Origin of the sequence: Leptothoe sp. LEGE 181152, from assembly GCF_032906605.1 — a bacterium.
Classification (GTDB): Bacteria; Cyanobacteriota; Cyanobacteriia; order Phormidesmidales; family Phormidesmidaceae; genus Leptothoe; species Leptothoe turfae.
On record NZ_JASATU010000062.1, the window covers coordinates 163405 to 188196 of the forward strand.

General features: G+C 48.1%; 21 protein-coding genes. 5 read left to right on the plus strand and 16 right to left on the minus strand.

Annotated elements, in window-relative coordinates:
- Nucleotides 1–200: 200 nt before the first annotated feature.
- Complete coding sequence (locus QGP82_RS28240) at nucleotides 201–476, plus strand: HNH endonuclease (RefSeq protein ID WP_499061685.1); 276 nt, start codon at nucleotides 201–203, stop codon at nucleotides 474–476.
- A gap of 399 nt (nucleotides 477–875) precedes the next feature.
- Here QGP82_RS28240 and QGP82_RS28245 read toward each other — a convergent pair whose 3' ends face one another.
- The 4 genes from QGP82_RS28245 to QGP82_RS28260 all read right to left on the minus strand — a co-directional run bounded on the left by QGP82_RS28245 (nucleotide 876) and on the right by QGP82_RS28260 (nucleotide 6207).
- Entirely contained in the window at nucleotides 876–1988 is a 1113-nt protein-coding gene (locus QGP82_RS28245; RefSeq protein ID WP_499061686.1) for an alkene reductase, read from the minus strand.
- 147 nt (nucleotides 1989–2135) lie between these two features.
- The gene (locus QGP82_RS28250; RefSeq protein WP_499061687.1) at nucleotides 2136–2924 is read right to left on the minus strand and encodes an LmeA family phospholipid-binding protein; all 789 of its coding nucleotides are present in this window, start codon (nucleotides 2922–2924) and stop codon (nucleotides 2136–2138) included.
- 54 nt (nucleotides 2925–2978) lie between these two features.
- Nucleotides 2979–4784 carry a proline--tRNA ligase gene (gene proS, locus QGP82_RS28255; protein WP_499061688.1) on the minus strand — a complete coding sequence of 602 codons (1806 nt, stop codon included), beginning with the start codon at nucleotides 4782–4784 and terminating at the stop codon, nucleotides 2979–2981.
- A gap of 124 nt (nucleotides 4785–4908) precedes the next feature.
- Nucleotides 4909–6207 carry a GAF domain-containing sensor histidine kinase gene (locus QGP82_RS28260; protein WP_499061689.1) on the minus strand — a complete coding sequence of 433 codons (1299 nt, stop codon included), beginning with the start codon at nucleotides 6205–6207 and terminating at the stop codon, nucleotides 4909–4911.
- A gap of 908 nt (nucleotides 6208–7115) precedes the next feature.
- On the opposite strand from QGP82_RS28260, the gene QGP82_RS28265 reads away from it, so the two are divergent.
- The gene (locus tag QGP82_RS28265) at nucleotides 7116–7871 is read left to right on the plus strand and encodes a response regulator (RefSeq protein ID WP_499061690.1); all 756 of its coding nucleotides are present in this window, start codon (nucleotides 7116–7118) and stop codon (nucleotides 7869–7871) included.
- 45 nt (nucleotides 7872–7916) lie between these two features.
- Here the strand turns inward: QGP82_RS28265 and ybaK are convergent, their stop codons facing one another.
- The 7 genes from ybaK to QGP82_RS28300 form a co-directional block, all read right to left on the minus strand.
- Complete coding sequence (gene ybaK, locus QGP82_RS28270) at nucleotides 7917–8384, minus strand: Cys-tRNA(Pro) deacylase (RefSeq protein ID WP_499061691.1); 468 nt, start codon at nucleotides 8382–8384, stop codon at nucleotides 7917–7919.
- 27 nt (nucleotides 8385–8411) lie between these two features.
- Nucleotides 8412–10094 (minus strand): diguanylate cyclase domain-containing protein, encoded by a 1683-nt coding sequence (locus tag QGP82_RS28275; RefSeq protein WP_163670301.1) that lies wholly within the window; start codon nucleotides 10092–10094, stop codon nucleotides 8412–8414.
- 193 nt (nucleotides 10095–10287) lie between these two features.
- On the minus strand, nucleotides 10288–11550 hold the full coding sequence (locus QGP82_RS28280) for a SufS family cysteine desulfurase (RefSeq protein WP_163670303.1): 1263 nt from the start codon (nucleotides 11548–11550) through the stop codon (nucleotides 10288–10290).
- A 3-nt stretch (nucleotides 11551–11553) separates the two neighbouring features.
- Nucleotides 11554–12834 (minus strand): Fe-S cluster assembly protein SufD, encoded by a 1281-nt coding sequence (gene sufD / locus QGP82_RS28285; RefSeq protein ID WP_499061692.1) that lies wholly within the window; start codon nucleotides 12832–12834, stop codon nucleotides 11554–11556.
- Nucleotides 12831–13613: a Fe-S cluster assembly ATPase SufC gene (gene sufC / locus QGP82_RS28290; protein WP_499061693.1), complete on the minus strand. Its 783-nt coding sequence runs from the start codon at nucleotides 13611–13613 to the stop codon at nucleotides 12831–12833. Before sufC ends, sufD begins: the two co-directional genes overlap by 4 nt.
- Before the next feature lie 32 nt (nucleotides 13614–13645).
- Complete coding sequence (sufB, locus tag QGP82_RS28295) at nucleotides 13646–15085, minus strand: Fe-S cluster assembly protein SufB (protein ID WP_163670309.1); 1440 nt, start codon at nucleotides 15083–15085, stop codon at nucleotides 13646–13648.
- Between the two features lie 131 nt (nucleotides 15086–15216).
- On the minus strand, nucleotides 15217–15576 hold the full coding sequence (locus QGP82_RS28300) for a ferredoxin-thioredoxin reductase catalytic domain-containing protein (RefSeq protein ID WP_163670311.1): 360 nt from the start codon (nucleotides 15574–15576) through the stop codon (nucleotides 15217–15219).
- 179 nt (nucleotides 15577–15755) lie between these two features.
- Between QGP82_RS28300 and sufR the strand changes: the two genes are divergently transcribed.
- The 3 genes from sufR (at nucleotide 15756) to QGP82_RS28315 (ending at nucleotide 17487) form a co-directional block, all read left to right on the plus strand.
- Nucleotides 15756–16388 (plus strand): iron-sulfur cluster biosynthesis transcriptional regulator SufR, encoded by a 633-nt coding sequence (gene sufR, locus QGP82_RS28305; protein ID WP_006515512.1) that lies wholly within the window; start codon nucleotides 15756–15758, stop codon nucleotides 16386–16388.
- A 79-nt stretch (nucleotides 16389–16467) separates the two neighbouring features.
- Nucleotides 16468–16752 (plus strand): NDH complex assembly factor CRR9, encoded by a 285-nt coding sequence (locus QGP82_RS28310; RefSeq protein ID WP_499061694.1) that lies wholly within the window; start codon nucleotides 16468–16470, stop codon nucleotides 16750–16752.
- A gap of 348 nt (nucleotides 16753–17100) precedes the next feature.
- Entirely contained in the window at nucleotides 17101–17487 is a 387-nt protein-coding gene (locus QGP82_RS28315) for a tetratricopeptide repeat protein (RefSeq protein WP_163670315.1), read from the plus strand.
- A 14-nt stretch (nucleotides 17488–17501) separates the two neighbouring features.
- Here the strand turns inward: QGP82_RS28315 and QGP82_RS28320 are convergent, their stop codons facing one another.
- The 5 genes from QGP82_RS28320 to QGP82_RS28340 form a co-directional block, all read right to left on the minus strand.
- Nucleotides 17502–18686 (minus strand): pentapeptide repeat-containing protein, encoded by a 1185-nt coding sequence (locus QGP82_RS28320; protein ID WP_499061695.1) that lies wholly within the window; start codon nucleotides 18684–18686, stop codon nucleotides 17502–17504.
- Nucleotides 18687–19002: 316 nt separating this feature from the next.
- Nucleotides 19003–20772, minus strand: a complete 1770-nt coding sequence (locus QGP82_RS28325) for an ABC transporter substrate-binding protein (protein ID WP_163699307.1) — start codon at nucleotides 20770–20772, stop codon at nucleotides 19003–19005.
- 95 nt (nucleotides 20773–20867) lie between these two features.
- The gene (locus tag QGP82_RS28330; RefSeq protein ID WP_499061696.1) at nucleotides 20868–22346 is read right to left on the minus strand and encodes a DUF2330 domain-containing protein; all 1479 of its coding nucleotides are present in this window, start codon (nucleotides 22344–22346) and stop codon (nucleotides 20868–20870) included.
- Nucleotides 22347–22796: 450 nt separating this feature from the next.
- A complete protein-coding gene (locus QGP82_RS28335) occupies nucleotides 22797–23675 on the minus strand; it encodes an RnfABCDGE type electron transport complex subunit D (RefSeq protein WP_499061697.1) in 879 nt (292 codons plus the stop codon).
- A 247-nt stretch (nucleotides 23676–23922) separates the two neighbouring features.
- On the minus strand, nucleotides 23923–24648 hold the full coding sequence (locus tag QGP82_RS28340) for an ATP-binding protein (protein WP_499061698.1): 726 nt from the start codon (nucleotides 24646–24648) through the stop codon (nucleotides 23923–23925).
- Nucleotides 24649–24792: the final 144 nt, after the last annotated feature.

Genomic DNA, 24792 nt, shown 5'->3' on the forward strand with positions numbered 1-24792 from the left:
TTAGGATTGCTCATAGTCTAGCCATTCACAGCTGAATTCCAAGGATATTTCACAAAAAGTACCCCTGGAAGGTTGTGGCTGTAAGCTGCCCTAATTCAGGGGATTAGTGATGTAAATTCAAATTTTTTGAGGGGGCACGCTTCATAGCATAGCAGTCGCGTCAACACTACCATGGAGGATAGTTCTGCTTGTTTTCTTCCATGTCTCAGTGTGAACTTTGCCAGCGTGATTGCCCCAAACTAACGGAGCATCACCTTGTACCCCGTCAGCAGACTAAGCGAAAAAAGCAAGACCCAGGACCAACGACAGATATTTGTGCCCCCTGCCATAAGCAAATTCACACTCTGTTTACCAATAAAGAATTAGCCCAAGATTTAAATACGGTGGACCGATTGAGGTCCCATCCGAAAATGGAGAAATTTTTGGGCTGGATTCAGAAGCAAGATCCGTATAAGAAGGTGCGAACTTATCGTTAGTGGGGGATATAGCCTCAGGGCTTGTGAAGAATGAGTTTATCGTTCTCTCTAGAGCATTCAAGAAATATAGCTATCAAAACTGGTAAATAGGGATGGGGGTTGCTCAGGGCTTTCCTCCCTGAAACCCTCCATTCGTGGGGGCCTAAACTCCCCCACACCCCCCGACAAGGTGATCGTTCGTAGCAAATATGCAGGTTTGGTGTGGGTTACGGTGAGGTCGATTATCAGGGTTCACTAGCATTCAGTGATGACCCTAATGAACGATCACTATAGCCATTAACTCCACCAAATCCGATTCAGTATCTGATTCAAAATGGATAATCTCGTAGGGGCTGTGCCTTGTGCCAGCCCCGCGATACCGAAGATTATCAACCAGGATTTAATATTATTGGTCTTCCGTTAAGCCGCCAACGCTGGATAGTCCACATAGCCCCTGCGATCGTGGGTATAAAACGTAGCTGAATCTGCTTCATTTAGAGGCGCACCTTGCTTAAAACGCTCGACCAAATCAGGGTTAGCAATAAAGGGAATACCGTAGGCAATGGCGTCTGCTTCATTATTCTGAAGGGCCGCTGTTCCCGTTTCTGCGCCATAGCCTCCATTCAGAAGGATGGGCCCCTTAAAGGCCTGACGCAGATGGGGGGTGACTCGCTCAACGCCGTCTGCGGCTGCCATAAAATGACCTGGTAAGGCTTCTATGACATGGAGATAAGCTAGATTAAATCGGTTCAAAGCTGTTGCCACATAGGTAAACGTAGCCAGAGGATTGCTGTCTTTCATGCCGTTGAAGGCGACATAGGGCGATAATCGCACACCGACGCGATCGCAACTCCATGCCTTCACCACCGCCTCTGTAATCTCTAGCAAAAACCGAGCCCGATTTTCCACACTACCGCCATACCTATCAGTACGCTGATTAGAGCCATCTCGTAAGAATTGATCGATCAGATAACCATTGGCTGCATGGATTTCTACACCGTCAAATCCGGCTGCTTTGGCATTGAGAGTGGCTGTGACATACTGCTCAACGACACCTGGAATCTCTTCTAACGTCAGAGAGCGGGGAGCGACATAGGGCTTTTTGCCAAGGGGCGTATGAATCTCTCCTTGCAGGGCAATGGCCGAGGCAGATACCGGTAACTCACCATTGGGTTGAAAGTCAGGGTGAGACGCCCGCCCGGTATGCCACAGCTGTAGAACAATCTTGCCACCTCGCTGATGGACAGTCTCGGTAATCTTTTGCCAACTGGCGATCTGTTCAGCAGTGTAAATGCCGGGGGATTGTTGCCAGCCAGCTGCCTGCTCAGAAATTTGCGTGGCTTCAGAAATAATCAGACCGGCACTGGCTCGTTGGTTGTAATACTCCAGCATCAGGTCGTTGGGGATGCGAGACACCCCAGACCGGGCGCGGGTTAACGGAGCCATGATAATGCGGTTGGAAATTGCGATCGCGCCCAGTTGCAGAGGTTGAAAAAGCGCGGCTAATGCTGGGTCAGCTGTGGCGGTAACCATAAAAAACTTTCCTTATTCAATGGTTCGAAAGTTCCGAATAATTGAACTATAGCTTGGTAATCGAAAAATCGGCAACTGTGATTCGGGGGTGGTTACTTCAAAATTTGGGTTGATGGCATAGGAGATTGTCCTTGCCGACCGTAACGCCTACTGTGTAAAACTTGGGTCAATGCTAACCCACATCACCAGATCAAATTGCTCGGGCTGAATCGATGCGTCCAAGATCCGCATAGTAATGCCGGACTCTTCCAGGCGACGTAGGCTCAGGCGATCACCCAAATTCTTGGTGAATGCTTCCAGCAACTGTTCTGGTGCTTCGCTGTCATTGACCGACATTTCCGGGTCTATCAAAATCAAGCGATGACCATTTTCAATGGTAAAGCCAGTCTGAGCCTTGATTTTTAATCCTTCTCCCAGGCTCGGCTCAGAGAGATCCAGCTCTAGCAGCAGGCGGTTGTCGGGTAAGAAAGTGGCCTTAGGATTACTAAACTGATAGCGGCTGGCTTCACGGGACTGGGCCGCATTTCCTAAGTTGATTTCGATGTTGTTAAGTCGTTCTGTAAACTCTGGTGACAGCAGATACTCGTTGAGATCTTCTGGTGTAATTACCAAATGAAGTGCGCCATTTAACGGTTCATCCAGGACTACCTTGCCACGTCTGAGTTTATTGAAATCTAGATCAATGGGGTCAGTGTCCAGGTCTGCGATCGCAACCCGAAACCCTTCCACCGGATACATGCCCCGCACACCCACCTGTAGCCGGTCGATCTTACCCTTCAGCAAGTTCAAATTCGACCCATTATCCACCCGTACCTGAATATCTTCCACGCCATTGAGCCGAGCCCGCAGCGCATTTTCGGCCAGGGTATCCAGGCCCAAGCCAATGGGCGAACCGATAAAGATCAGGCTAGAAAGCAGGATTGAAATAAATTCCATGGCCTACAAAAATAATTGCCATCAAAACTGTAGGGGTATCCCAGGGTGAGGGAATCACCCAATGGCATCATCAACCCATTGCTTGATGGTGCTGACCACCTCGTCTACGGCCAGCTCAACCGATTCGCCATCAGCCCGCTTGACCGCTTCTACCTTACCCTCTTTCAATGAGCGCCCGGTCACTACCCGGAAAGGAATACCGATGAGCTCAGAATCTTTGAACTTCACACCGGCCCGTTCTTTACGGTCATCTAGCAACGTTTCTACACCGGCTGCATTTAGCTCTTCGTAAAGCTTCTCAGCGGCGGCCATCTGGTCAGTATCGTTGATGTTGGGCACGACAACGACGGCCTGGTAAGGTGCGATCGCAACTGGCCAAATAATGCCATTCTTGTCATAGGACTGCTCCACCGCAGCCTGGGCCAGACGGGATACGCCGATGCCGTAGCAACCCATGACCAATGGCTGAGACTTACCACCTTCATCGGTGTACGTTGCGCCCATGGCAGTAGAATATTTGGTGCCCAGCTGGAAAATGTGGCCGATTTCGATGCCCCGTGCAGTTTGAATGGTTTGGCTAGGGTCGTGGACAGCGCGATCACCGGCATTGGCCTTGCGGATATCTATCACGATCTCGGGCAAGGTGAACTGGTCACCCCAGTTAGCACCGACCACGTGGTAGCCCTTCTCATTGGCCCCAGTGGCAAAATTCTTGAGGTCTACAGCCGTTTCATCCACCAGCCGCAGAAACTTGGGCGCTACATTGTCCAGCGTTTGAATGTAGTCATCGGAAATATCGGGGGCAATGTAGCCCAGGGGTAACGGCTTGGCCGCCCATTTGGCTTGGGCCTCGGGGTCGGGCACTTCTAAGGACAATAGAGTAGACGCATCATAATCTGCCGCTAGATTAGTCAGGGCATTTTGCAACTTAGTATCGTTGACGTCCTGGTCTCCCCGGATATTGATCAACACCAGTACCGTTTTGCCATTGTCATAGACCGCCTGGTACAGAACGTTTTTGACGATCTGGGTGGGTGAGCAGTCTAGAAACTTCGCCATGGTCTCAATGGTGGACGTGTTAGGTGTCTCTAGTTTTTTGTATTCGCTAAATTCTGAAGGAACTGCATCAGCGGGTACAGACACTGCCTTTTCTACGTTGGCCGCGTATTTGCCATCCTCGGTGTACAGCACCTCATCTTCGCCAGCCTCAGCCAATACCATAAACTCATGGGATCCCGAACCACCAATGGCACCAGAGTCCGCTTCCACAGCGCGAAACTTAAGTCCACAGCGACTCAAAATATTGCTGTAGGCCTGGTACATATCCCCATAGGTGGCCTTGAGGCTATCCATATCCGCATGGAATGAATAGCCGTCTTTCATAATGAATTCGCGCCCCCGCATCAGGCCAAAACGAGGCCGAATTTCATCGCGAAATTTGGTTTGTATTTGATATAAATGGGTGGGCAGTTGCCGATAAGAGCGCACCATATCCCGCGCCACCATGGTGATGACTTCCTCGTGGGTAGGCCCCAGGGCCACTTCCTGCTGGCGACGATCCGTCAGGGCAAACATAATGCCTTCTGCCTTGGTGTAGGTGTCCCACCGCCCGGACTCTTGCCACAGTTCCGCAGGCTGTAGCTGAGGCAGCAAACACTCTTGGGCTCCAGTCCCATTCATTTCGTCGCGCACAATGGCCGATACCTTATTTAGAACCCGCAGCATCAGCGGCAAATAGGCAAATACACCGCTGGAAATTCGTCGGATATAACCCGCCCGTAGCATTAGCTTGTGGCTGGGAATCTCTGCTTCAGCAGGATCCTCACGCAGCGTGACAAACAGCATCTGGGACAGGCGCATAATTCAGCAGGTTTTCACAACATCAACACAGTCTAGTGTATTAGGGTAAAGGGTTGCTGCATTGGGGCGAAAAATTTTAGAAGAGGGTAGGCACTGCCCATCCTCCTCTGATTCGGGTATGCTTCTACCTCGGTAGTTGCACGGTAAATGTTGTCTTTTGCTTGGTGCTCTTAAACCCAATGTTTCCACCCAAATTGCTCACCAACTGCTTGACTAAAGCCAGACCCAGACCGCTACCGCCATAGTTCTGCTGGTCCAGTTCAGGTACTCGATAAAACCTCTCGAAAATGTGGGGTTGATGATTGGCTGGAATCTGTACGCCTGTGTTTGCGATCGCAATTTCCACTGCTTTATCCGTTGCCTGGACTGCGATTTTGATGGTTTTTTTAGGAGGCGTATACTTGATTGCGTTGGTCACTAACTCGGTGATGGTACGTTCTAGCTGAGTGATGTCGCATTCCACTAACAGAGGTTCAGCAGGAATGTTGGTTTTTAGGGTTAACTCTTCTTGCTCTAATCTAGTCTCGAATGTGCGCAACAGTGAGGGTAGCCAATCGCTGAGGTTCATCAACATGGGTTCTGATGTTTTCTGATGTTCAGGAAACATCAGGGTGATGAGATTGTCGACAAACTGTTTTTGTCTGCGACATTCTTGGCTAAGTAAGCTCAACACTTTTAGTACAGTGCTGCGCTGGGGCACCTTTCGCCATGAGACGTCTTTGAAGATTCTTTCTAAGGTTTGGGTGGAGAGTTGGATATTCCCTAGGGGAACAAATAGTTCGTGGGAGATGAGCTGTAGAAATTCATCCTTGGCTTGGCGTAATTGATGAATTTCTGTTTTCTGGATGTTAACTGTCTGGGTCAGTTGGGCTTGGTGCAATGCGATCGCAAGACAATCAACAATCTGTTGTAACTCCTTGATTTCAGTCTCATCAAAGGTTTCACCCTTACGGCGGATTGCCCAAACACTACCCAGCAAAGTTGTTTGATGTAACATTGGACAGCCTAGCCAAGGTAAAGACGTTGTTGCACCATTTTCTATGCCTAGTTGTTGAGTGTTCAGCAGCAAGGACTTACCCAGTTTGGAAGGCTTATAAAATTCCCAAACTTTGTCGAGGTTACGGGAATGGTTAAGTGGAATTGACCAACCAGTACCCACATTGCCAACCAAGGTGGCAGTGCGTTGGTTCTCATCCACTAGTTCTATTTGGCAACCCTTCAGCTTGAAGTTCTCGGCGATGGCTGTCGGTAACCAGTGAATCAACTCTTCAAAAGTACCCCCTTGGAGAGTCGTGAATAAAATCTTTTGCATCAGGGTTTGATAACTGCGGGCAGTATGGGAACCTGCAAAAGCCACGTTGAACCGGTCTGAATCAATCGTTTCAGACTGCAATGGATTGCCTTCGAATCCGTTACTTATCAAAAGTCGACCTAGCCTCCTAAATCCAAGTCGCTTTCAGCTAGTAGCCATGTCATACCTACTAGCTACCTGTTATTAAAACATATGTAAAAGTTAGACATCCACAAAAGTCTTAGCTTCTTGGATAGCTAAGACATCATTGCATAGATTATCTAGTGTATTAATGGGGTGTTTTAATCAATAGTTATAAACCTGATATGAGTTAGGTATTACCCTGGTCCATATCTGCATGGAAATGTTTATCGAGAAATCAGTTTACTAGAAAGTAGTACATCAAAAAAATGGTGACAAATATCCCTATAACTCACTGAGCAATAATGTATCTAAAGACTTTCATCAATATGACTCTGTGGGCAAAATTAAGGGAGCAATCAACGGGCCTTTCAAGGTTAAAAAACTCAAAACAATAACAATTACTAGCCCTTTAACTAATCATTTAAACCTTTATTTTAACTTGCCAAACATATAGAGAACAAGGCGACCGATTTATAACCTCGCATGAAACTCGCTAAAAGTATTAGACTTCAGTGCATGGCGAACGTCGATTGAGCGACACATTAGTTTAAAAATGTATCGAATTGTTAAGGGCCTCTCTCATTAGTGAGGGATTAGGATTTAATCAGACCTTTCAAATGCTAAAGTAGCTAACTAGTAAGACTTCATCAATATAGGCAGATTTAGCAAGATTAAGGGGACTTGGATGCAGCAAACAAGTAATTAAGTCACTTTTAGTTCCTCTTTGAGGAAATTTTTTTCTTCGGTACTATGGCGTATGAGTAAGTGTTATTTCCTTACTCATAGGTTAGTTATTTGGCTAGTTATTCAGTGTTTATCTAGCTATCTACGAGTGCCCAAATCGCTTTTGCCGATTTATCCTCCACGATGCTCCGAATGAGCAAAATTAACGCCCTGTGGCGCTCATTTTGCGGGGCTGTGTATTGAGGTTATATCAGGTGGGTAACTTTAAGGCTGTCATCCTAATTGCTGAGGATGAGGTTCACATCCGCAATGCTTTACAGCGAAATCTCATTAAGGCTGGATTTGATGTGATTCTGGCCTCAGATGGCGAGGAAACCATGGCTCAATTTAGGGCTAATGTGGTTGACCTTGTTGTCTTGGATGTGCTGATGCCTAAGTTAGATGGCTTGCAGGTGTGTCAGCTGATTCGGCAAGAATCGGATGTGCCGATCATTATGGCCACTGTCTTAGGGAGTCCAGCAGATCGAGTGACTGGCTTAGATCTGGGGGCTAATGACTACATTGTTAAGCCATTTTCGAGTCGAGAGCTGATTGCGCGCATTCGATCGATACTTAGGCGAGTATCTCCAGATGTTCGTGGTAAATTAGCGAACCGAAGTGTTGATACGACTGTGGTTTCTGTCGGTGATCTTGTTCTCTATCCCCAAACTCGAAAAGTCTATGGGCAAAATGCATATATTCGGCTGACTGAAATAGAGTTTCATATTCTATATTTTTTGGTTCAAACTCCAGGTCAAATTTTGACGCGAGAGAATATTTTGCAACAGGTATGGGGATATACTGCGGATGCTGATTTGAATACTAAGGCCCTAGATGTTCACATTTCGCGCCTGAGAACAAAGCTAGGTAATAGCACGGTGCGAATTATGACTATTCAAGGACACGGTTATATGTTGCTTGACCGTTAGGGGCGATTTATTCCTGGTGTAGGGAACGCGTTGCTGCCTACATACCTACATGGTTATAGCTCCCACGGTGGCCTGGGTTGCCTTGATGTAATCCTGGGGAGTTAGCCATAGCATGGCCCCACGCATACCTGCGGATACGGCAATGTGGTCGTGGGCCTCAATCCATTCGTCTATGTAGGTGGGATATTGCTTTTTGCAGGCAAGGGCAGTAACGCCGCCTCGGATATAGCCGGTTAGAGGCTGCACTTCTTTGAGGGGAACCGGCAGTACTTTCCGGTCTTTGGTGAGTTTAGCTAAGGCTTTGAGGTTGAGTTGGGCATTGGCAGCCAGCACAGCCAAGCAAATACCGTTGCGATCGCCACGAATGACTAGAGTCTTAAATACTTGATCATGGGGCAGGCCTAGTTTGTCGGCTGTAGCGCCAGCCACTAAATTATTGGGATCTACCGGGTAGGTCAGGATCCCATAGTCAATGTCCAAAGCGTCTAGAAGACGAGCCGCATTGGTTTTCATCTTTGGTGTGCAATCAATGGTGCCAAATCATTGTTGCTGGGATATCTCCACATGTCCAATGGCAAATTGATTGCGACCGTTGGATTTTGCTTGATAAAGCCCCTGATCGGCGGCGGCAATGATTGCTTCGTAAGTGCCTTGGTCGGTGGATGTCACACTGCCAATGCCTAGACTGACCGTCAGCCATGGGCTAACGTCTGAAAGATGATGTTCAATGTGCAGTGCATGGACAGCCGCTCGAATTGTCTCTGCCACGTGTTGTGCCCCTTTCCCAATTGTATTGGGTAGCACGACCGCAAATTCCTCTCCACCATAGCGAGCGACAAAGTCAGGTTCGCGCTTGACAGCCGTTTTGAGTGCTTGAGCCACCTCTTGGAGACAGGCATCTCCCGCCTGGTGACCATAGGTGTCGTTGTAGAGTTTGAAATAATCGATATCGCAAAGAATCAGCGTTAGGGGGGTGTTGTTACGAGCTTTCCATGCCTTGTCGAGAAATTCATCAAAAGCCCGACGATTGGCGATTTGAGTGAGGCCATCTACCCGTGCCAGGGCTGTCAGTGCCTGGTTCTGCTGTTGCAGTGCCTGGGCATTTTCCTTATGGGCTGTAATGTCCGTGGCTGTTCCTAGCAACTGTTGTGGCGTACCGTCTGAATTCCATTGAAAAATAGTTTCTCGGCATAACATCCACAACCAATCGCCTTGTTTATGGCGAAAGCGATATTCATTCTCCACAATCTCACCCCGGGTTGACTTTGCCAGACGCTTGCGGGTTTGGTGAATGGCTTGGATAGTTTCAGCATGGGCCAGTCTTTCTAAAAACTGGGCTCCAAATTTTTGAATTTCTTCAGGAGAATACCCCAGAATATTCTTCATGTAACCGTTAATGTAGTAGTTTTCACCACTGGCAAAATCGTTTACATACAGAATATTAGTACTGGCATTCAGGATGCCTTGAATAAAGTGCTGACTCTCATGCCAGGCTTGTTCAGCCTGCTGCCGCTCAATCATTTCGAGCTTGAGTTGACGTTTTTGTTTGCTTAAAATTTTTTGTTTTTTTTGTTCGCTGGCATGGCTAATAGCTAGAGCAATGAGACCAGCGGCTGTAATCATGAAATGCTTATCGGCTGCCTGCCAGACCCTGGGAGATTCTTGCTGATTACAGCAGAGGACGCCAATTATTTGGGTTTGATGGTAAATGGGAATTTCAATTAAGGCGGTAATGGTCTGCTCTTGACCCGATAAATAGGGGGGAAACAGTAATAGGGGAGCGTCTTTGTCATCTGTTGATGATGGTTGCCCTAACTGTTTACCTGGCTGTTTACCTGGCTGTTTGCCTAACTGATTAGTAGTGGCGTCACCCGTATTGAGGACAAGCCAATCTTGCTGGGTTAAGCAATGAAAATAGTCGATATGGTTGTCTACATGCAGCTGGTTTAGCGGGGTATTGGCAGCATGGGGACCGTAATCAGCCACTAATTGAAATAGGTTACGGTCCTCGGTGTATAACCAAACCTGACAGTTGGTTGTACCTAGATTTTTAACAATGGAATATGTGACAGCGGCGGTAGCGGCCTCTACATCACCGCTGTAGATTGCTGTACATTGGCTTAGCTCTAAAAGTGCTTGTGATAAGGCATGGTGAGGTGAATGACTGTCTAAAAAAACAGGCGTGACCAATGGCTGATTAGATTGCTCAGGCGCAAGCGACATCCCAACTGATGAAGAATGGATCAAGCTGATGTGAAACTCCGATTGGGTTACATTCAACCGGAGTTCCACATCAGACTTACTTCAATAAGGGTGCCTCAAATGGGCGGTGTTTTAACTATAGTTAGACACTACTCTTCATGTCAGTTCAGTCTCAATCCGCTAGCTCAGCTCTCCTTAAACCAGATTCTCCAGGTTAGTCAAAAATATTGCCAAAGAACTCAATTGTGTCTTTGAGGGCAGTGACAAAGCTGTCGATTTCATCGTAGGTATTGTAGAAATACAGGCTGGCCCGAGCAGTGGAGTCGTTGCCTAGAAAGCGGTGTAGTGGCTGGGTGCAGTGATGCCCAGAGCGAATGGCAATTCCAGTTTGATCCAGGAATGTCGATAAATCTTGGGCGTGGAGATTCTCAACGGTAAATGTTGCGATCGCAGCCCGTCCACTGCCATCAGCTTTGGGTTTAGGGCCATAGAGTTTGATCTTAGGCACATCGGCTAAACGTTCGTAGAGGTACCGTGTCAGCTCATGCTCATATTGGGCAATGCGATCCATGCCAATGCCTGTGAGGTAGTCGACCGCTGCCCCTAACATGATCACCTCAGCAATGGCTGGCGTACCTGCTTCAAATTTGTGGGGCAGTTCAGCATAGGTGGAATGATCCAGGTAAACATCCTGAATCATTTCACCACCGCCCAGGAAGGGGGGCATTGCATTGAGAATATCTAGTTTGCCGTAGAGGAAACCGGCACCCGTGGGACCACACATTTTGTGACCTGAGGCGACTAGCCAGTCACAGTCAAGGGATTGCACATCTACTGGCATGTGGGGCACGCTTTGGCAGGCGTCGATCAGTACCTTGGCACCTTGGCCATGGGCTAGCTTGATGACGTCTTCAACTGGGTTAATACAGCCAAGGGTGTTGGAGATGTGGTTAATGGCCACTAGGCGGGTGCGATCGCAAAGCAGCCCTTTGAAATGCTCAAAATCGAACTCTTGAGTATCCGTCAGCTGTACATGCTTGAGCACAGCGCCCGTCCGTTCAGCCACCAGCTGCCAGGGCACCAGATTGCTGTGATGCTCCATCACCGACAGAATCACCTCATCGCCTGCCTTGAGGTTACTCAAGCCCCAGGCATAGGCCACCAGGTTAATAGCTTCACTGGCATTGCGGGTAAAGACAATCTCATCGCGACTGGATGCATTTATAAAGGCTGCTACCTTGTCACGGGTACCTTCATAGGCCGCCGTTGCCCGAGCGCTGAGGGTGTGTACACCACGATGAACATTGGCATTGTCCTGGTGGTAATAATCTACCAGAGCATTAAGAACAACCTTAGGCTTCTGTGACGTGGCCGCATTATCAAAGTAGATGAGCGGCTTACCATTCACCGTCTGGTCCAAAATCGGAAAATCCGACCGGACTTCATCGGCGAGAGGTTTAGCCATAGTTAAAGTCATTGCCTACACTGTCCATTGCTGAATGTACTGATTCATGCGCTCTCGCAAGGGAGCCACAGTAATCGGCTCAATAATTTCCATTGCAAAGGCGTAAATTAATAGCCGCTGGGCCTGGTCACGATTGATGCCCCGACTTTGCAGATAAAACATCTCATCCGGTGCCAGTTGGCTCACAGTTGCACCGTGGGCGCACTTGACGTTATCAGCGACAATATCAAGCTCTGGCTTAGTGTCTATTCGGGACTTGGATGACAGTAGCAGATTACGGTTCAGCTGTGATGCATTGGTGAGCTGGGCCTGATGGGGCACATACACCCTGCCATTGAATACACCATGGGCCCGATCGTCCATAATGTTTTTCTGTAGCTGATTGGCAGTGCCGTAGGGGTGGCTAAGGGCAATCAGACTGTGGGTATCAGCCAATTGTTTGTCGCGAACAGCCGTTAACCCAGTGAGTTCAGTTTCAGTTTGGGGTCCTGTTTGATAAACCTCCAGGTTATGGCGAGAAATGCCTGCCCCAAAAATGAATGCCGTATTCCGATAACGACTATCCCGCGCTTGAGAAACCGCTGTTTTACCAATGTGGACTGCCTCCGATGACTCCTGCTGTAACCGCAGATGAGTCACCTCAGCATTATCATGAACCCACACTTCACTGACGCTGTTGGTAAAGCTAGCGCCACTGCCATGAAACTCCTCTACCAGCGTGACAGCGCTACCTGCTTCCGCAACTACGAGACACCGTGGCTGTACAAACAACCCATTACCAATGGTCAGATAAACAATCTGAATCGGCTGCTCAATGGCTGTGTTTTTCTTGATGTGGAGTACGGCAGCGTCGGTAAAGCCAGCTGTATTCAAAGCCGTAAAGACTTCATTGCTTCCCTGTATCTGAGCCAACGCATCAGGTGTAGCTTCTGCCTGACTTAGAACGCTAGTGCCGTCACCGACGTTAGAGAGACTATCTGCAAAGATGCCATTAACAAACACTAGGCGAGCTGTATCCCCCAGGCTGATGTTGGCCAACTGCTGTTTAGCCTCAGCAATCACCGAATCTTTTAAAGCCCCTGGGGCCTGAAAAGACATTTCCAACATGGATGACAGATCGGTAAATCGCCAATCTTCATCGCGGTTGGATGGAAATGTGCGTTCCTGTACGAGCGCACGAGCGGCGGCTCGTAAGGTATCTAACCCTAAGGGAGACTGCTTAGCGGAGAGGGCCGCCTGCTCAAGGAGTTCCCCTAGATAGCGATCGCGCTGGGTTACGGTAGCTACTTTACTCATGAAGCCACCACCTGCTCTTCCAAGAGCCATTCATAGCCTTTAGCTTCAAGGGCTAGAGCCAGTTCTCTGCTGCCGGTTTTGATGATTTGCCCACCGCACATCACATGGACATAATCCGGCACGATGTAGTTAAGCAACCGTTGGTAGTGAGTAATCACCAAGTTGGCACTGTCCGGTGTGGCCAGCTTGTTAACGCCTTCTGCCACAGTCTTTAAAGCATCAATGTCCAAACCAGAATCGGTTTCATCCAGAATGGCCAACGTAGGTTCTAGCAGCGCCATCTGCAGAATCTCATTCCGCTTTTTCTCACCACCAGAAAAGCCTTCATTAACGCTACGGTCTAGAAAACTCACATCCATCTTGACGATTTCAGTTTTCTCTTCGATTAAATCATCAAAGTCGAATACATCAATCTCGTCTTCCCCACGAGCTTTACGGTGGGCATTGTAGGCCACCCGCAAGAACTCACGGTTGCTGACACCCGGAATCTCCAGGGGATATTGGAAGGCTAGAAAAATACCTGCTGTGGCCCGTTCATGGGGTTCTAGCGCGGAGAGATCTTTACCATAAAATTCAATGGTGCCACCAGTAACTTCATAGTCGGGGTGACCGGCTAGCACCTTAGAAAACGTACTCTTACCGGAACCGTTGAGACCCATAATGGCGTGGACCTCACCAGCTTTCACTTCAAGGTTTACACCTGTCAGGATTTCAGTTCCATCTATGCTGGCTCGTAGATCTTTGACAGAGAGAATTGTTTTTGCGTCTGAGTTAATCATTGAAAGTGCGTCTGACGGTGTAGATTCAGGCGTTAGCCAACAGAATTTTCCAATTTAAGGGCCAGTAGCTTATCAGCTTCAGCTGCAAACTCCATGGGTAGTTTGTTAAACACATCGCGGCAGAAGCCACTGATGATCATAGAAACCGCATCTTCAGGAGAAATGCCGCGCTGGGCAAAGTAGAATAGCTGGTCCTCACCAATTTTCGAAGTAGAGGCTTCATGCTCTACCTGACCAGTGTTGTTCTGGACTTGAATATAGGGATAGGTATTGGCGTTAGAGGTATCGCCAAGCAGCATGGAATCACACTGAGAATAGTTACGGGCGTTCTCAGCTTTGGGGCCTACCTTGACAAGACCGCGATAGCTATTTTTAGAATTTCCCGCAGAGATTCCTTTGGAAATAATCGTGCTGCGAGTATTTTTACCCACATGGATCATCTTCGTGCCCGTATCGGCTTGCTGCATATTGTTAGTCAGCGCTACCGAATAAAATTCACCGACAGAATTATCACCCACCAGTACACAGCTGGGGTACTTCCAGGTGATTGCTGAACCGGTTTCTACCTGAGTCCAGGAGATTTTAGAATTCTTACCCGAGCACAGGCCTCGCTTGGTGACAAAGTTGTAAATACCACCTTTGCCATCTTTATCACCAGCAAACCAGTTCTGCACTGTGGAGTAGTTAATCTTGGCATCATCCAAGGTAACTAGCTCAACCACAGCCGCATGTAGCTGATTGCTGTCATACATGGGGGCGGTACAGCCCTCTAAGTAGGTGACGGAACTGCCCTTGTCCGCGATCACCAGTGTGCGCTCAAACTGACCTGAATCTCCATTATTGATCCGGAAATAGGTGGACAAATCCATTGGACACTGAGTGTTTTCAGGGATGTAAACAAAGGAGCCATCACTGAAAACGGCTGAGTTTAGGGCTGTGAAGTAGTTATCGGCTGACGGTACAACGCTGCCTAAATACTTCTTAACTAAATCTGGGTACTCCTGTACAGCTTCAGATATAGAGCAGAAAATAATGCCGTGCTCTGCCAGTTCTTCTTTAAATGTGGTTGCGATAGAAACGCTGTCAAAGACAGCATCAACTGCCACATTGGTTAAGCGCTTCTGCTCTGACAGAGGCAGGCCGAGCTTTTCAAAGGTAGCCAGAATTTCTGGATCTACCTCATCCAAACTTTTCAGCTTTTCACTTTGCTTGGGGGCTGAATAGTAGATGATGTCCTGATAGTCGATGGGCTTGTAATTGACGTTAGGCCAAGTAGGCTCTGTCATTTTTAGCCACTGCCGGTAGGCCTTGAGTCGAAACTCAAGCATGAAGTCCGGCTCGTTCTTTTTCTCTGAAATCAAACGAATAATATCTTCACTCAATCCACGGGGGATGACATCGGATTCTACGTCAGTGACAAATCCGTACTTGTAAGGTTGGCTAACAACGGATTGAACGCTACTAGTGCTCATGGTTTAACCGAGAAGGTTGGGAGGGGCGATTGAACGAAATGTGGAAGTTTATCGGGGTCGGAATGGCAGGACTAAAGTGGAATGACCAGGGTGACAGAAATCGGCCTTAGACCACAATAGCTGTCTAATGTCTAATATTTATTCGTCTCTGTACGAATACGATCAAAGGAAATTTCCTGATCCTTACCAGCGAAGTCATTGTCTTCCGTTAAGAACAGCATGCAATGGCATTCTCTGCGTTCCTGCATGGGAACACAAGGACAATTCCAATAGGTGCTCTTGACTTCGGCTTCCTTATCTTCATAGTGGCGACAGGGACACAGGGGAGAGCCAAAATCGTCTTTATGCTTTGCCAAACCCTCAAGCACTACGGAAGTCACACCAAGGTCAGCACAAAAATAAGTGCCAGTGCGTTTGGCATAGCTTTGGGCAAAATTCCGCATCAGCTCAAGGTTTTTTTCTGTGGCCTGGGTCGGCTTACTTATGCTCATGGGTGAATGGGGATGCTGAGACAACCAGATGATTCTATAATTAAACAACACATAGGTTGCTTAACTCTTTTTAAAGAGTAATAGAGTTAGCAGACTTTAGCAACATATATGTTGCTAAAGTGGGATCAGATCAGGTTTACTGTTTACAGTCTGTAATATTGCGATCGAAACTTCAGGCCATGAAGTCAGTGCAGCCATCCACAAAGGACGATATACTCCAGTTTTTAATGAAGGCGGGTCAAGCGACAGCGCAGACTCTAGCTGAAAATTTAAGTGTGAGCCCCCAAGCCATTCGTCGTCACCTTAAAGATTTGCAAGCCGAGGAGCTAGTTGAGCACCAGGCAATGCAGTCAGGTATGGGACGTCCCAACTATATCTATCAACTCAGTTCCAAAGGGCGTGATCAGTTTCCATCTCAGTACGATCAGTTTGCAGTTTCCCTACTCGATACATTGACCGACACCGTCGGTTCTGAGCAGGTGGGCGTGATCTTGAAGCAGCAGTGGCAGCGCAAGGCTCAACACTACTTTGAAATCATCGGTACTGGATCATTACCTGAACGAGTAGAACAACTGGTAGAACTTCGCCAGGCGGAAGGCTATATGGCGGAGCTACATCAGGGCGACGACGAAAACACCTATATCGTCGCCGAATATAACTGTGCTATTTCCCAGGTGGCAGCGTCCTATCCATCGGTTTGTGGTTATGAGTTAGCCATGTTTGCCGTAGCCCTACCCGATTGTCAGGTTGAGCGTACACATTGGCTAGTACGGGGTGAGAACCTCTGCGCCTATAAGATTCAAAAGAAATAGGGTTTATTTAAATTTAGGGACGTTCCATGGAACGTCCCTAAATTATTGGTGCGCAAGATAATTAACTACCTTGAATTTTATGTTCGATCAAACCCTTCAGTTTTTAACGCCCGAAGAATCTGCTGAGGTAGACAAAGCTCTGCTAACGACACCAGAGAAGTTTCTCACTCGATTAACGCTTTCGACAGCAAAGCTGTTGGCGTTTATAGCTAAGGATATGGATATTTCTGTAGACGAGCTGACCACAGCCCAGATCATCGCCTGGTTTGAAGCAGATTCTAAGCGTAAGCAAGAGCAAGGTATAAATGCCTCGGTTCTGAAGTGGGAGGCCACAAACTTAGAGGATGTAAACCTAGAAAGCTAGCACTATCTGACTTTTCAGGATAGCCACAACGTCATAGCTTTACGAGTTTCTATTAGCATCTGGCCTATTTATAGTAACGGTAAAGGATTTCTCTCAAAGGAAACTGTCCTTAATTAAGGACAGTCTGGGGTAATAAGACAGATGATTTGAAGCGTTTGCTGTAGGTGGATGTTTTAGGGATAAACGGCATTCTTGCTATGGATGCTGTTTATCAAGAAAACCCGCCCAGCATAGCGATTGTGTTATGCGAGGAATCTCCATGGGCTTTGGTTGTTCATGGAGCCCAGGTTTCTATGGCATGCGTTTCAGTCTGGCTGCTGTGTGAAGGATTATGGAATTTGAGTGAATATGATGATGCTATTTGATCGGGGCAATCGTTCAGCAGATAACCTTTATTTAGACGCTCGTAAGCGATGGACCAGAGTTGTGAGTCTCAGCATTCATGACAGTGAAGACATGCTGCATTCAGTGGAAAGATTGCTACAAAAAGCTAGACGACAAAATTCTCGTCACGTTCCATCACTGGTGTTACTGAGTGATGTGTTGATGGCGCTTGGGTCTACGCAGAATGCCATGGAGATTGTGGACTCGCTCATTGCCATTGAGCCAGGTAATGATACTCACGTTCAAAAAAAGGCCTTGCTTGAGCGGCTACAGGTGACTGCTAATTATGACAATCGTGAGGCTATATGGGAGTTTATTGAAGCTCGATGGACCCAAACTAGTGATTGGTAAGGGGGCTAATCTACCTACTCGTGGATGTTGCCGTTGGGCATAATCGTGCCCGTTAACCTGGCGGCTGTCAGTTTGACCATGATTTTATCGCCATAGCCGATAATGGCTCCACTGAGGTCAGCCCCACTGAGGTCAGCCCCACTGAGGTCGGCCCCAATCAGGTTGGCCTCTCGGAGGTTGGCGTGACTGAGGTTAGCTTGTAGTAAGTTTGCGCGGAAAAGTTTTGCTTTGTGTAAATTTGCCTGGTTAAGGTTGACCTTATGTAAAAACGTATCGCTAAGGTCAGCCCCTTCTAAATTCGACTTGCTGAGATTTCTACCTGAGAAATCTTTTTCCTTAAGATTGGCCCCTTTAAAGTCAGACCCTTCCAAATCGGTATCGGGTTTCTTGCGGGTCGGTGAATTTTGAGGCGGCGAATAGGTGGGTTGAGGGGCTCGGTAGATGTAATCTGCGTAGCTATTGTCGTTGGTAGGTCGATAGGCCGAACTGTAAGGCGAACTGTAAGGCGAACTGCGCCCATTATTAGATGCGCTGCTGCGGTCATTGCTGCTGCTACTGCTCGCGGCAGCGCCATTGGTCGCAGCACCATTAGCGGAGTCATGGCTTTTAGCCGAGCTGTTGGAGCCGTTGGTAGAACCACCAGCTGTGCTATACCCATTGGATGAAGCTGGATTGGTAGTAGACGGCTTGGGCGCTGTAAAGCCGTTAGAGTTAGAGCCATTAGAATTATGTGTGGGTCGGTTGCTACTGGCTGACCTATAACCATTCGTGGGTCGGTTGCTATTTTGGGCAGATGGACCACCGTTTCTTGCGCTAGCGCCATTGCTCCTATGGTTGGCATACCCGGCGGCGGCGGTGTCGTTTGTTGACCCATTGCCGTTGCTAGAACTGTAGGGATGGGTATACCGGGTTTGGCTATAGGAACGGTAGCGGTGGCTGCCGTAACGTTCAGGGTTGTATTTATTGTTGGATTTAGAGGCTGTTGTTGTGCCGTGACGCAGATGCTGTTTGAGACGGCTACGAGCGTCATTAAGACGTTTGAGTTTGTCTTGGGCTTTATCGCGTAGCCGTGTGTTATCGGCTGGAATCCGATCAGGATGCCAGATAAAGACCAGGTCTTTGTAAGCCTGGTTTACGTCTGAGAGTGAAGCACCGGGCTCTAACTCCAGTACGGTATAGGCTTTCGCGATATCGTCCATAGGTAGAGTTATAACAACGGTGATGGAACGGCGAGTCGATTAAAACAAGAAATTTGTTTGTTCAGAAGGCGCTGCCGTACAATCGCCAGTCTAAATATGCTGGAAAATGATGAACCTATCAATCGGTTCACTAATGCATGGGGAGTCTTTAAGGGTACTAACTCAATTTCAAAACGGTATCTAAAAATGCAACTTTTATATTAAAAGTCTAATGTACGCCGATTATGCCTGGCGTTTTAATGACTGGCCTTAGAACCTCCAATTCCTTTAAGGCTCCGTTGCAATTCCTTATTAAAAAAGACTATTTAGTAACAAACTACTGTTCAGCTAGGCTCAGTTCGTAAATATTCCATAATGCTCCCAGGGGAGAGTATTTCACATTTTGGACCTTGTTGCGAATGGCTGCCATGGAGTACTGATTGATCAGGTAGATAAACGGCAGCTGCTCTTGAACAATACGCTGAGCTTCCACATAGATTTCGCGGCGTTTGGCTTCATCCAGTTCCTGGGCTCCTTTGATATAGAGCTGACCGATTCTTGCTTCCCAGTCGGCCACTTCACGACCTTCAATGGGGTCTTGACCTGGCAGTGGTTTTTGGTTAAATGCATGCAGGCCACCGTCTGGGTTCCATACGTTGGAGCCACCATTGGGTTCGAGTCCACCGACCAAGCTAATCATGTGGCATTCCCAATCAAGACTATCCCCTAGCTTTTCCACCAAGGAGCCCCAGCTGACGGGGTTAAAGTCCACAGTTATGCCAATTTTACTCAGATCCTGTTTAATTTGAGCGCCGATGGCTTCGCGCACCTTATTGCCAGCATTGGTAATCAGGGTAAACCGCACCTGGTTACCGTCGGCATCCTGTAGTTGACCGTTGGCATCATATTGAAACCCAGCGGATAGCAGCAGGTCTTTAGCTTTTTCCAAGTTATAGTCATAGGCCCGAACACCATCTTCTTCAGGGCTTGCAGAATAAGGACTTAGGGGAAAAATAGATGAATTTTGCAGAACACCCAGCCCCTGATAGATGTTGTTTAACATCGTCGGTCGATCAATGGCGTAGGCCACAGCCTGTCGAAATTCTAGGGCATTAAACCAACGGGACTTGACGGGATCGACTAACGGCTTACCATCGCGGGAGCCTTTATTCAGGTTGAACGATATGAATAGGCTGCTGGGGGCCGGACCACCGTTATAGATGGTGAAATCACCCCGCTCTTCCTCGCGCTTGAGCAATGAGAAGTTATCGGGTTTGACGCCGGTTAAATCTAAACCGCCGGAGCGAAATTGTACGAATTCACTATCCTGGGACTCTACTACCTGCCAGATGACTTCCTGCAAATAGGGTTGAGGCTGACCCTGGTCATCTGTGCGCCAATAGTAGGGGTTGCGCTCAAAGACGACGCGCTCACCCGGAGTAAAGGCCTTGAGCATATAAGGTCCATTACAGACAATTTCATTGGGCGCTGTGCTGGTGCCCCAGGTGGATAAAAATAATGGGTTGCCCTCGGCATCTGTTTGGGTGATGGAGTTGGCCAGGGCGTGCTTCGGCAGAATACTGACCCCAGTGTTTCGTAAGAAAGGGGCAAAAGGTTCAGGTACTTCAAACTTAACCTGGCGCTCGTTCAGCTTGATCACCTTGGGCAATTTGCCTTCTTCTCCAATGCGGAGGACATCGCGAATTTGCGTGGGAATGGTGTCATTTAGAAAAACGTCATTGTAGGTAAAAATGACATCGTCAACGGTGAGGGGTTCGCCGTCGGACCATTTTAGGTTTTCCCGTAGGGTATAGGTCAGGGCAAGACCGTTGTTGGAAAATTCCCACGACTCAGCGAGTTCTGGTTCAATTTCGCCAGTTTCGTAGTTTTCGGCGATCAGTCCTTTGTAGGTCATTCCAAAAATATTGGGGCGTTCGCTGTTAAGGGCGTAGTTAAAGGTTTTGGGATCGCTGAGGATGCTATAAACCAACCGTGATGATTCAATGTCTCTGGCTTTGAAGTTATCTATGGAGCAGCTTGCGATCGCAACCACCATCACCAAGCTCATCAGCAAGTAGAGCCACTTGCGCAACATACGAAAGGACATAGGACTATCCAGAACCAAGTCCTAGCTATTCTAGCGATTCATGCCCACCGATACATGCCATTGTCGGCTGGTCCCTGTGGGCATGGTCCACCTTGCTAACTTTTGGGATATCGGATTAGCCAGGGGGATGGTATTGGTTGAGGGACTTCGTTGCTAATGCGCTGACGAATCGTTTGGATATCCCGACCGGTAAGGCGAGCTAAATTTTGGGACTCCCGCTCAAAGCGAGCCATGAGGTTACGTACATAGGCCCGCCCACGGTCTTGGGCATCGTCAACAATTTTGCGGTAGTCTTCACCGGTCCATGCTTCCAACTCACGACGAGCCTCGACATTGGGGTACTCCTCCCGTAGGCGAGCTGGGCAATCGAGGCTGCCGGTAAAGGCATGGCGAGTGACATAGCGCCCCTGGAAAAACTGCCGATTAGATGTAGTTTGAAACATCAGATCTTCCGGAAACTTATCGCGGTTGTAACGCACGTGGAGCCGGGAAATAAATATAGAAGGTGCTGCTGGTCTTGGCGGAGTGCCAATATTGGGAGACGGACGTCGCTGGTTCGCGCCTTGGCTGAGCCAGGTGACACCGGCTGCCTCTAGTTCAGACAGATTCAATACCGGAGCCGAGCATGGATCACAGCTGCGCATATCCCAGGCATATTCAAGAAACGCCACATTTTTATTTTCCTGCTCATAGCGCCGCTGAAACATCTCTGGATAAACATTGCCAAAGTCGTTCTGCACAAATAGAGGCAGGTCAACATCAGTGGGAATATTCACCGTGCGATAGTTCGTCAGCTCAATACGTCCTTCTGGAGAAAGAAGATAGACCAGCAGATCCTGATCACCATCGGCGTTCAGCATGCCCAGCCGTATCGGCAGCATAAATTTTGGTGAATCATAGCTGATTTGTAGCGGTCTCAAAGATTGATATCCACTGCTATCAAACTCCTGCAAATTGACCTTAGCCACAAAGAACTTCATGCCCTGACGAATGTAAGGGGCCAATACCTGGCTAGCGCCGTCGGGTAGCTGATATTGATTTTGTCTAAGCCAGGTTTCTAGTCCATCCGATTCACGGGCACTGAGAATTAAAATGTCATATTCCCCAACGGAAAATTGTTCCTCAATGGTGACACCTAAAGCTGCTGACGATCGGGGTGATGGAGCTGCCGAGGGGGGAGCACCATCGGCAAATCGCAGTGATTCTTCGGTTTCCAAACGGTACATAATTTCGCAAGGATCACTGTCGAAATATTCCACCAGACGCGGTGCACTGAAGGCATCAAGGCGGTCGAGCACCACTTTTTCGGCCACGTCCACCTGGTCTTCAGTAATGATGGTGGGCACAGGCACCACCAGGGCAAAGTCGCTTACCTCACCCTGATAGTCGTTACCCATGGTCAATACAGTGTGGTTCCCATCGCGGGCAATGGCGACCTGAGAGGCTTTGTTGTAAAGGCTAGTATCGGCCTTGGCAACATAAAAGCCACAGAAGGCGTGGGCAGGTTGGGGATGGATGATGAATGTGCCAATGGCAATCATCACCATCATGGCTATGCGCAACAAACTAGTCATACAGGGTTCCTTCACTAAAAACGGAAAATAGAGAGATAATGCAGTCCTTAATGCGAAGCCGAAACTCTCTCCCCTCCTGGGCTACGGTGTATACATAAGTCGGAGAGCTAGCTCTAGATTTCGAACCCACTCTGCGAGAAGAGCAAAGCTCTACATCCCCCAACCCCTTACTCCCTGAGGGCTACCGTGTATACATAAGTCGGAGAGTCGCTCCAAATCTCGAGCCCTCATCCCCCAACCCCTTACTCCCTAAGGGAGAAGGGGGGCCTAGCCTCAAAGTCCTTCGCCCCCAGGGAGAAGGATTTAGGATGAGGGCCAATTCAAGGCCAAGCCTACCTTTTGGGACATTAGCTTCTAGATGTGTATACCCTGTAGCCCGAGAGGGGATGGAATTTTTGCTGGTAGATGTTTCTGAACTAATTAGAAGAGTTCTGTTGAGGCATTTTTTGTCTATTTTGCAGACGATATCTCTACTCTCCCAAACTGTTTCCACTCAAATCGAGGAGACTCCCAAAGTTTGTCAAGCATAATTGTTAACGGAGCTAATGCAAACAATGCCCAAAAAACTGCTGTAGAGAGATAAAAGTGATTACGTAAAACAAACGTCAGCACAGCAATTGCTAACGCCCAAATTAGTCTGGCTGGTCGGGCATTGGGAATTGACCTTGGATCCGTTACCATAAACAGCGCAAACAACAATAACGAGCCGCTCATCATGCGGTGTGCCCACACATCCCAGGTCCAGCCAAGATATAGATTACGCACTGCTTCTAGTAGGGCATAGCTGGCTAGAAACATGCCGGTGGTGTCCCAGCGGCCTACGCGCTTGAGTACCATGCCTCCAGCACCCATAAAAATTAGGCCGTACCAAATCTCATCCCCCCATTGTCCTGGTGATACCCAAGCGTCATTGGTGAGCGTCAGAGCCGCAATAATGCCAAGATTGGCAGGATTGAAAAAATGTTTGTCGTTAACCTTAAAAAGGAATTTGCTGGCAATGGCAATGCTGGCGGCTAGAGCCATAGTGGCTATGTGGTCTGTCCTTAGCAGTAGGCTGAGACCTAATGCGGTAATCAGTGGACTACGCCAGTTGAATTCAGCTGGAGATATTGTTTGCAGCTGGTTTGATGATGAATTGTGAGACATTAGCCAAGAAAATAACCCCTGGCTCCCCAGCGCTGTGATGATTGCTGTAGCGACGATGGCTGGCTGTAGTGACCAATCGCGCATGGCAACACCTAAAATTAGAAATAAGGCTAAACACAAGATCTGATAATCCCGTGCATCTTTGAAAATGCTCAGCTGAGCTTGAATGGTGGGGATAACCATAGGCCGATTTCCATACAGGCAACTATGGCCGCTAGTATGGCTGATGCTGAGCCCGGATGTCCTCTGAGTTACAAAAAACGAAACGAATTGAATCGCTGAATGACTCACTATGTCTTAGATTCAGAAAGACTACTGTATAGCTGGCTTATTTTTGGCTTAATTCTTGCTCTCTGTCACTCTGGACTAAGGCGTCTGCATGAAAATAATGTGGTTGGTTGTGACGTTCTGTTATAGATATTCAGTTCTGTTAGATAATTGTTTCCATCCCCGCAAGGGGAATTTTAATTCTGCTGGGAGTTAATTGTTGAACCTTTTGGTTGACTAGCGATTGATTGGCTATTTCCGTAGCCGAAAAATTTCTCAGCGTTAACGACTTAACTTTGATATTAAACGGACTGGCTGTATGCAGTCGGGTACTGCCTCCAGAAGCAACTTTATAGTCACGGATATCCCGCACACCAATCAGTGCAATTGACTGGGGAAACCCCAGGGGCCGACGGGGATAGCCATCCCGCAGCTGCCGTAACAGTGAGATTAAAGCTTCATCTTGCAGCGCATCCACCTCATCAATAAATAACACAATGGGGCGCGACGATTTTTTAGCCCACTGACTTAGGGCTTGACCAATACTTGCCCCGTCTTCCCAGACCGGTGGATGCAGCGCTGGCGGTAGCCAAAATGTAGCCGACTCTTGCCATGCGCGTAAAATAGCCGTTTCAGCCTGTAGGGGAGATTGAGCATAGGGGGCTCCCACCTCAGCCGAAACCATCACAGCCGTGTAGCGATCGCTAGCGGTAAGTTGCTGAGCTAAGGCCAGCATAGCGGTAGTTTTACCCGTTTGCCGGGGGGCATGGATAACGAAATACCCCTCTTGGTCAATGACGCGCTCTAGATTGGGCAGTCGCTCGGTTGGTGGCAGTGTGTAATGCTTATCTGGCTTGCAGGGACCAGCTATGTTAAACCAACGCGCCATGGGGAAAACGGTTACAAACGCCGTTATTTTAGCCTGTTGAGCGTTAGATGAGTTTGATTGCTGAAAATGATGAGGTGATATCTCGTTGTCCAGCCTCTTACAACCGTGTTTAGCTTACGTCACTGTGGCAGTCGATCCGCCATA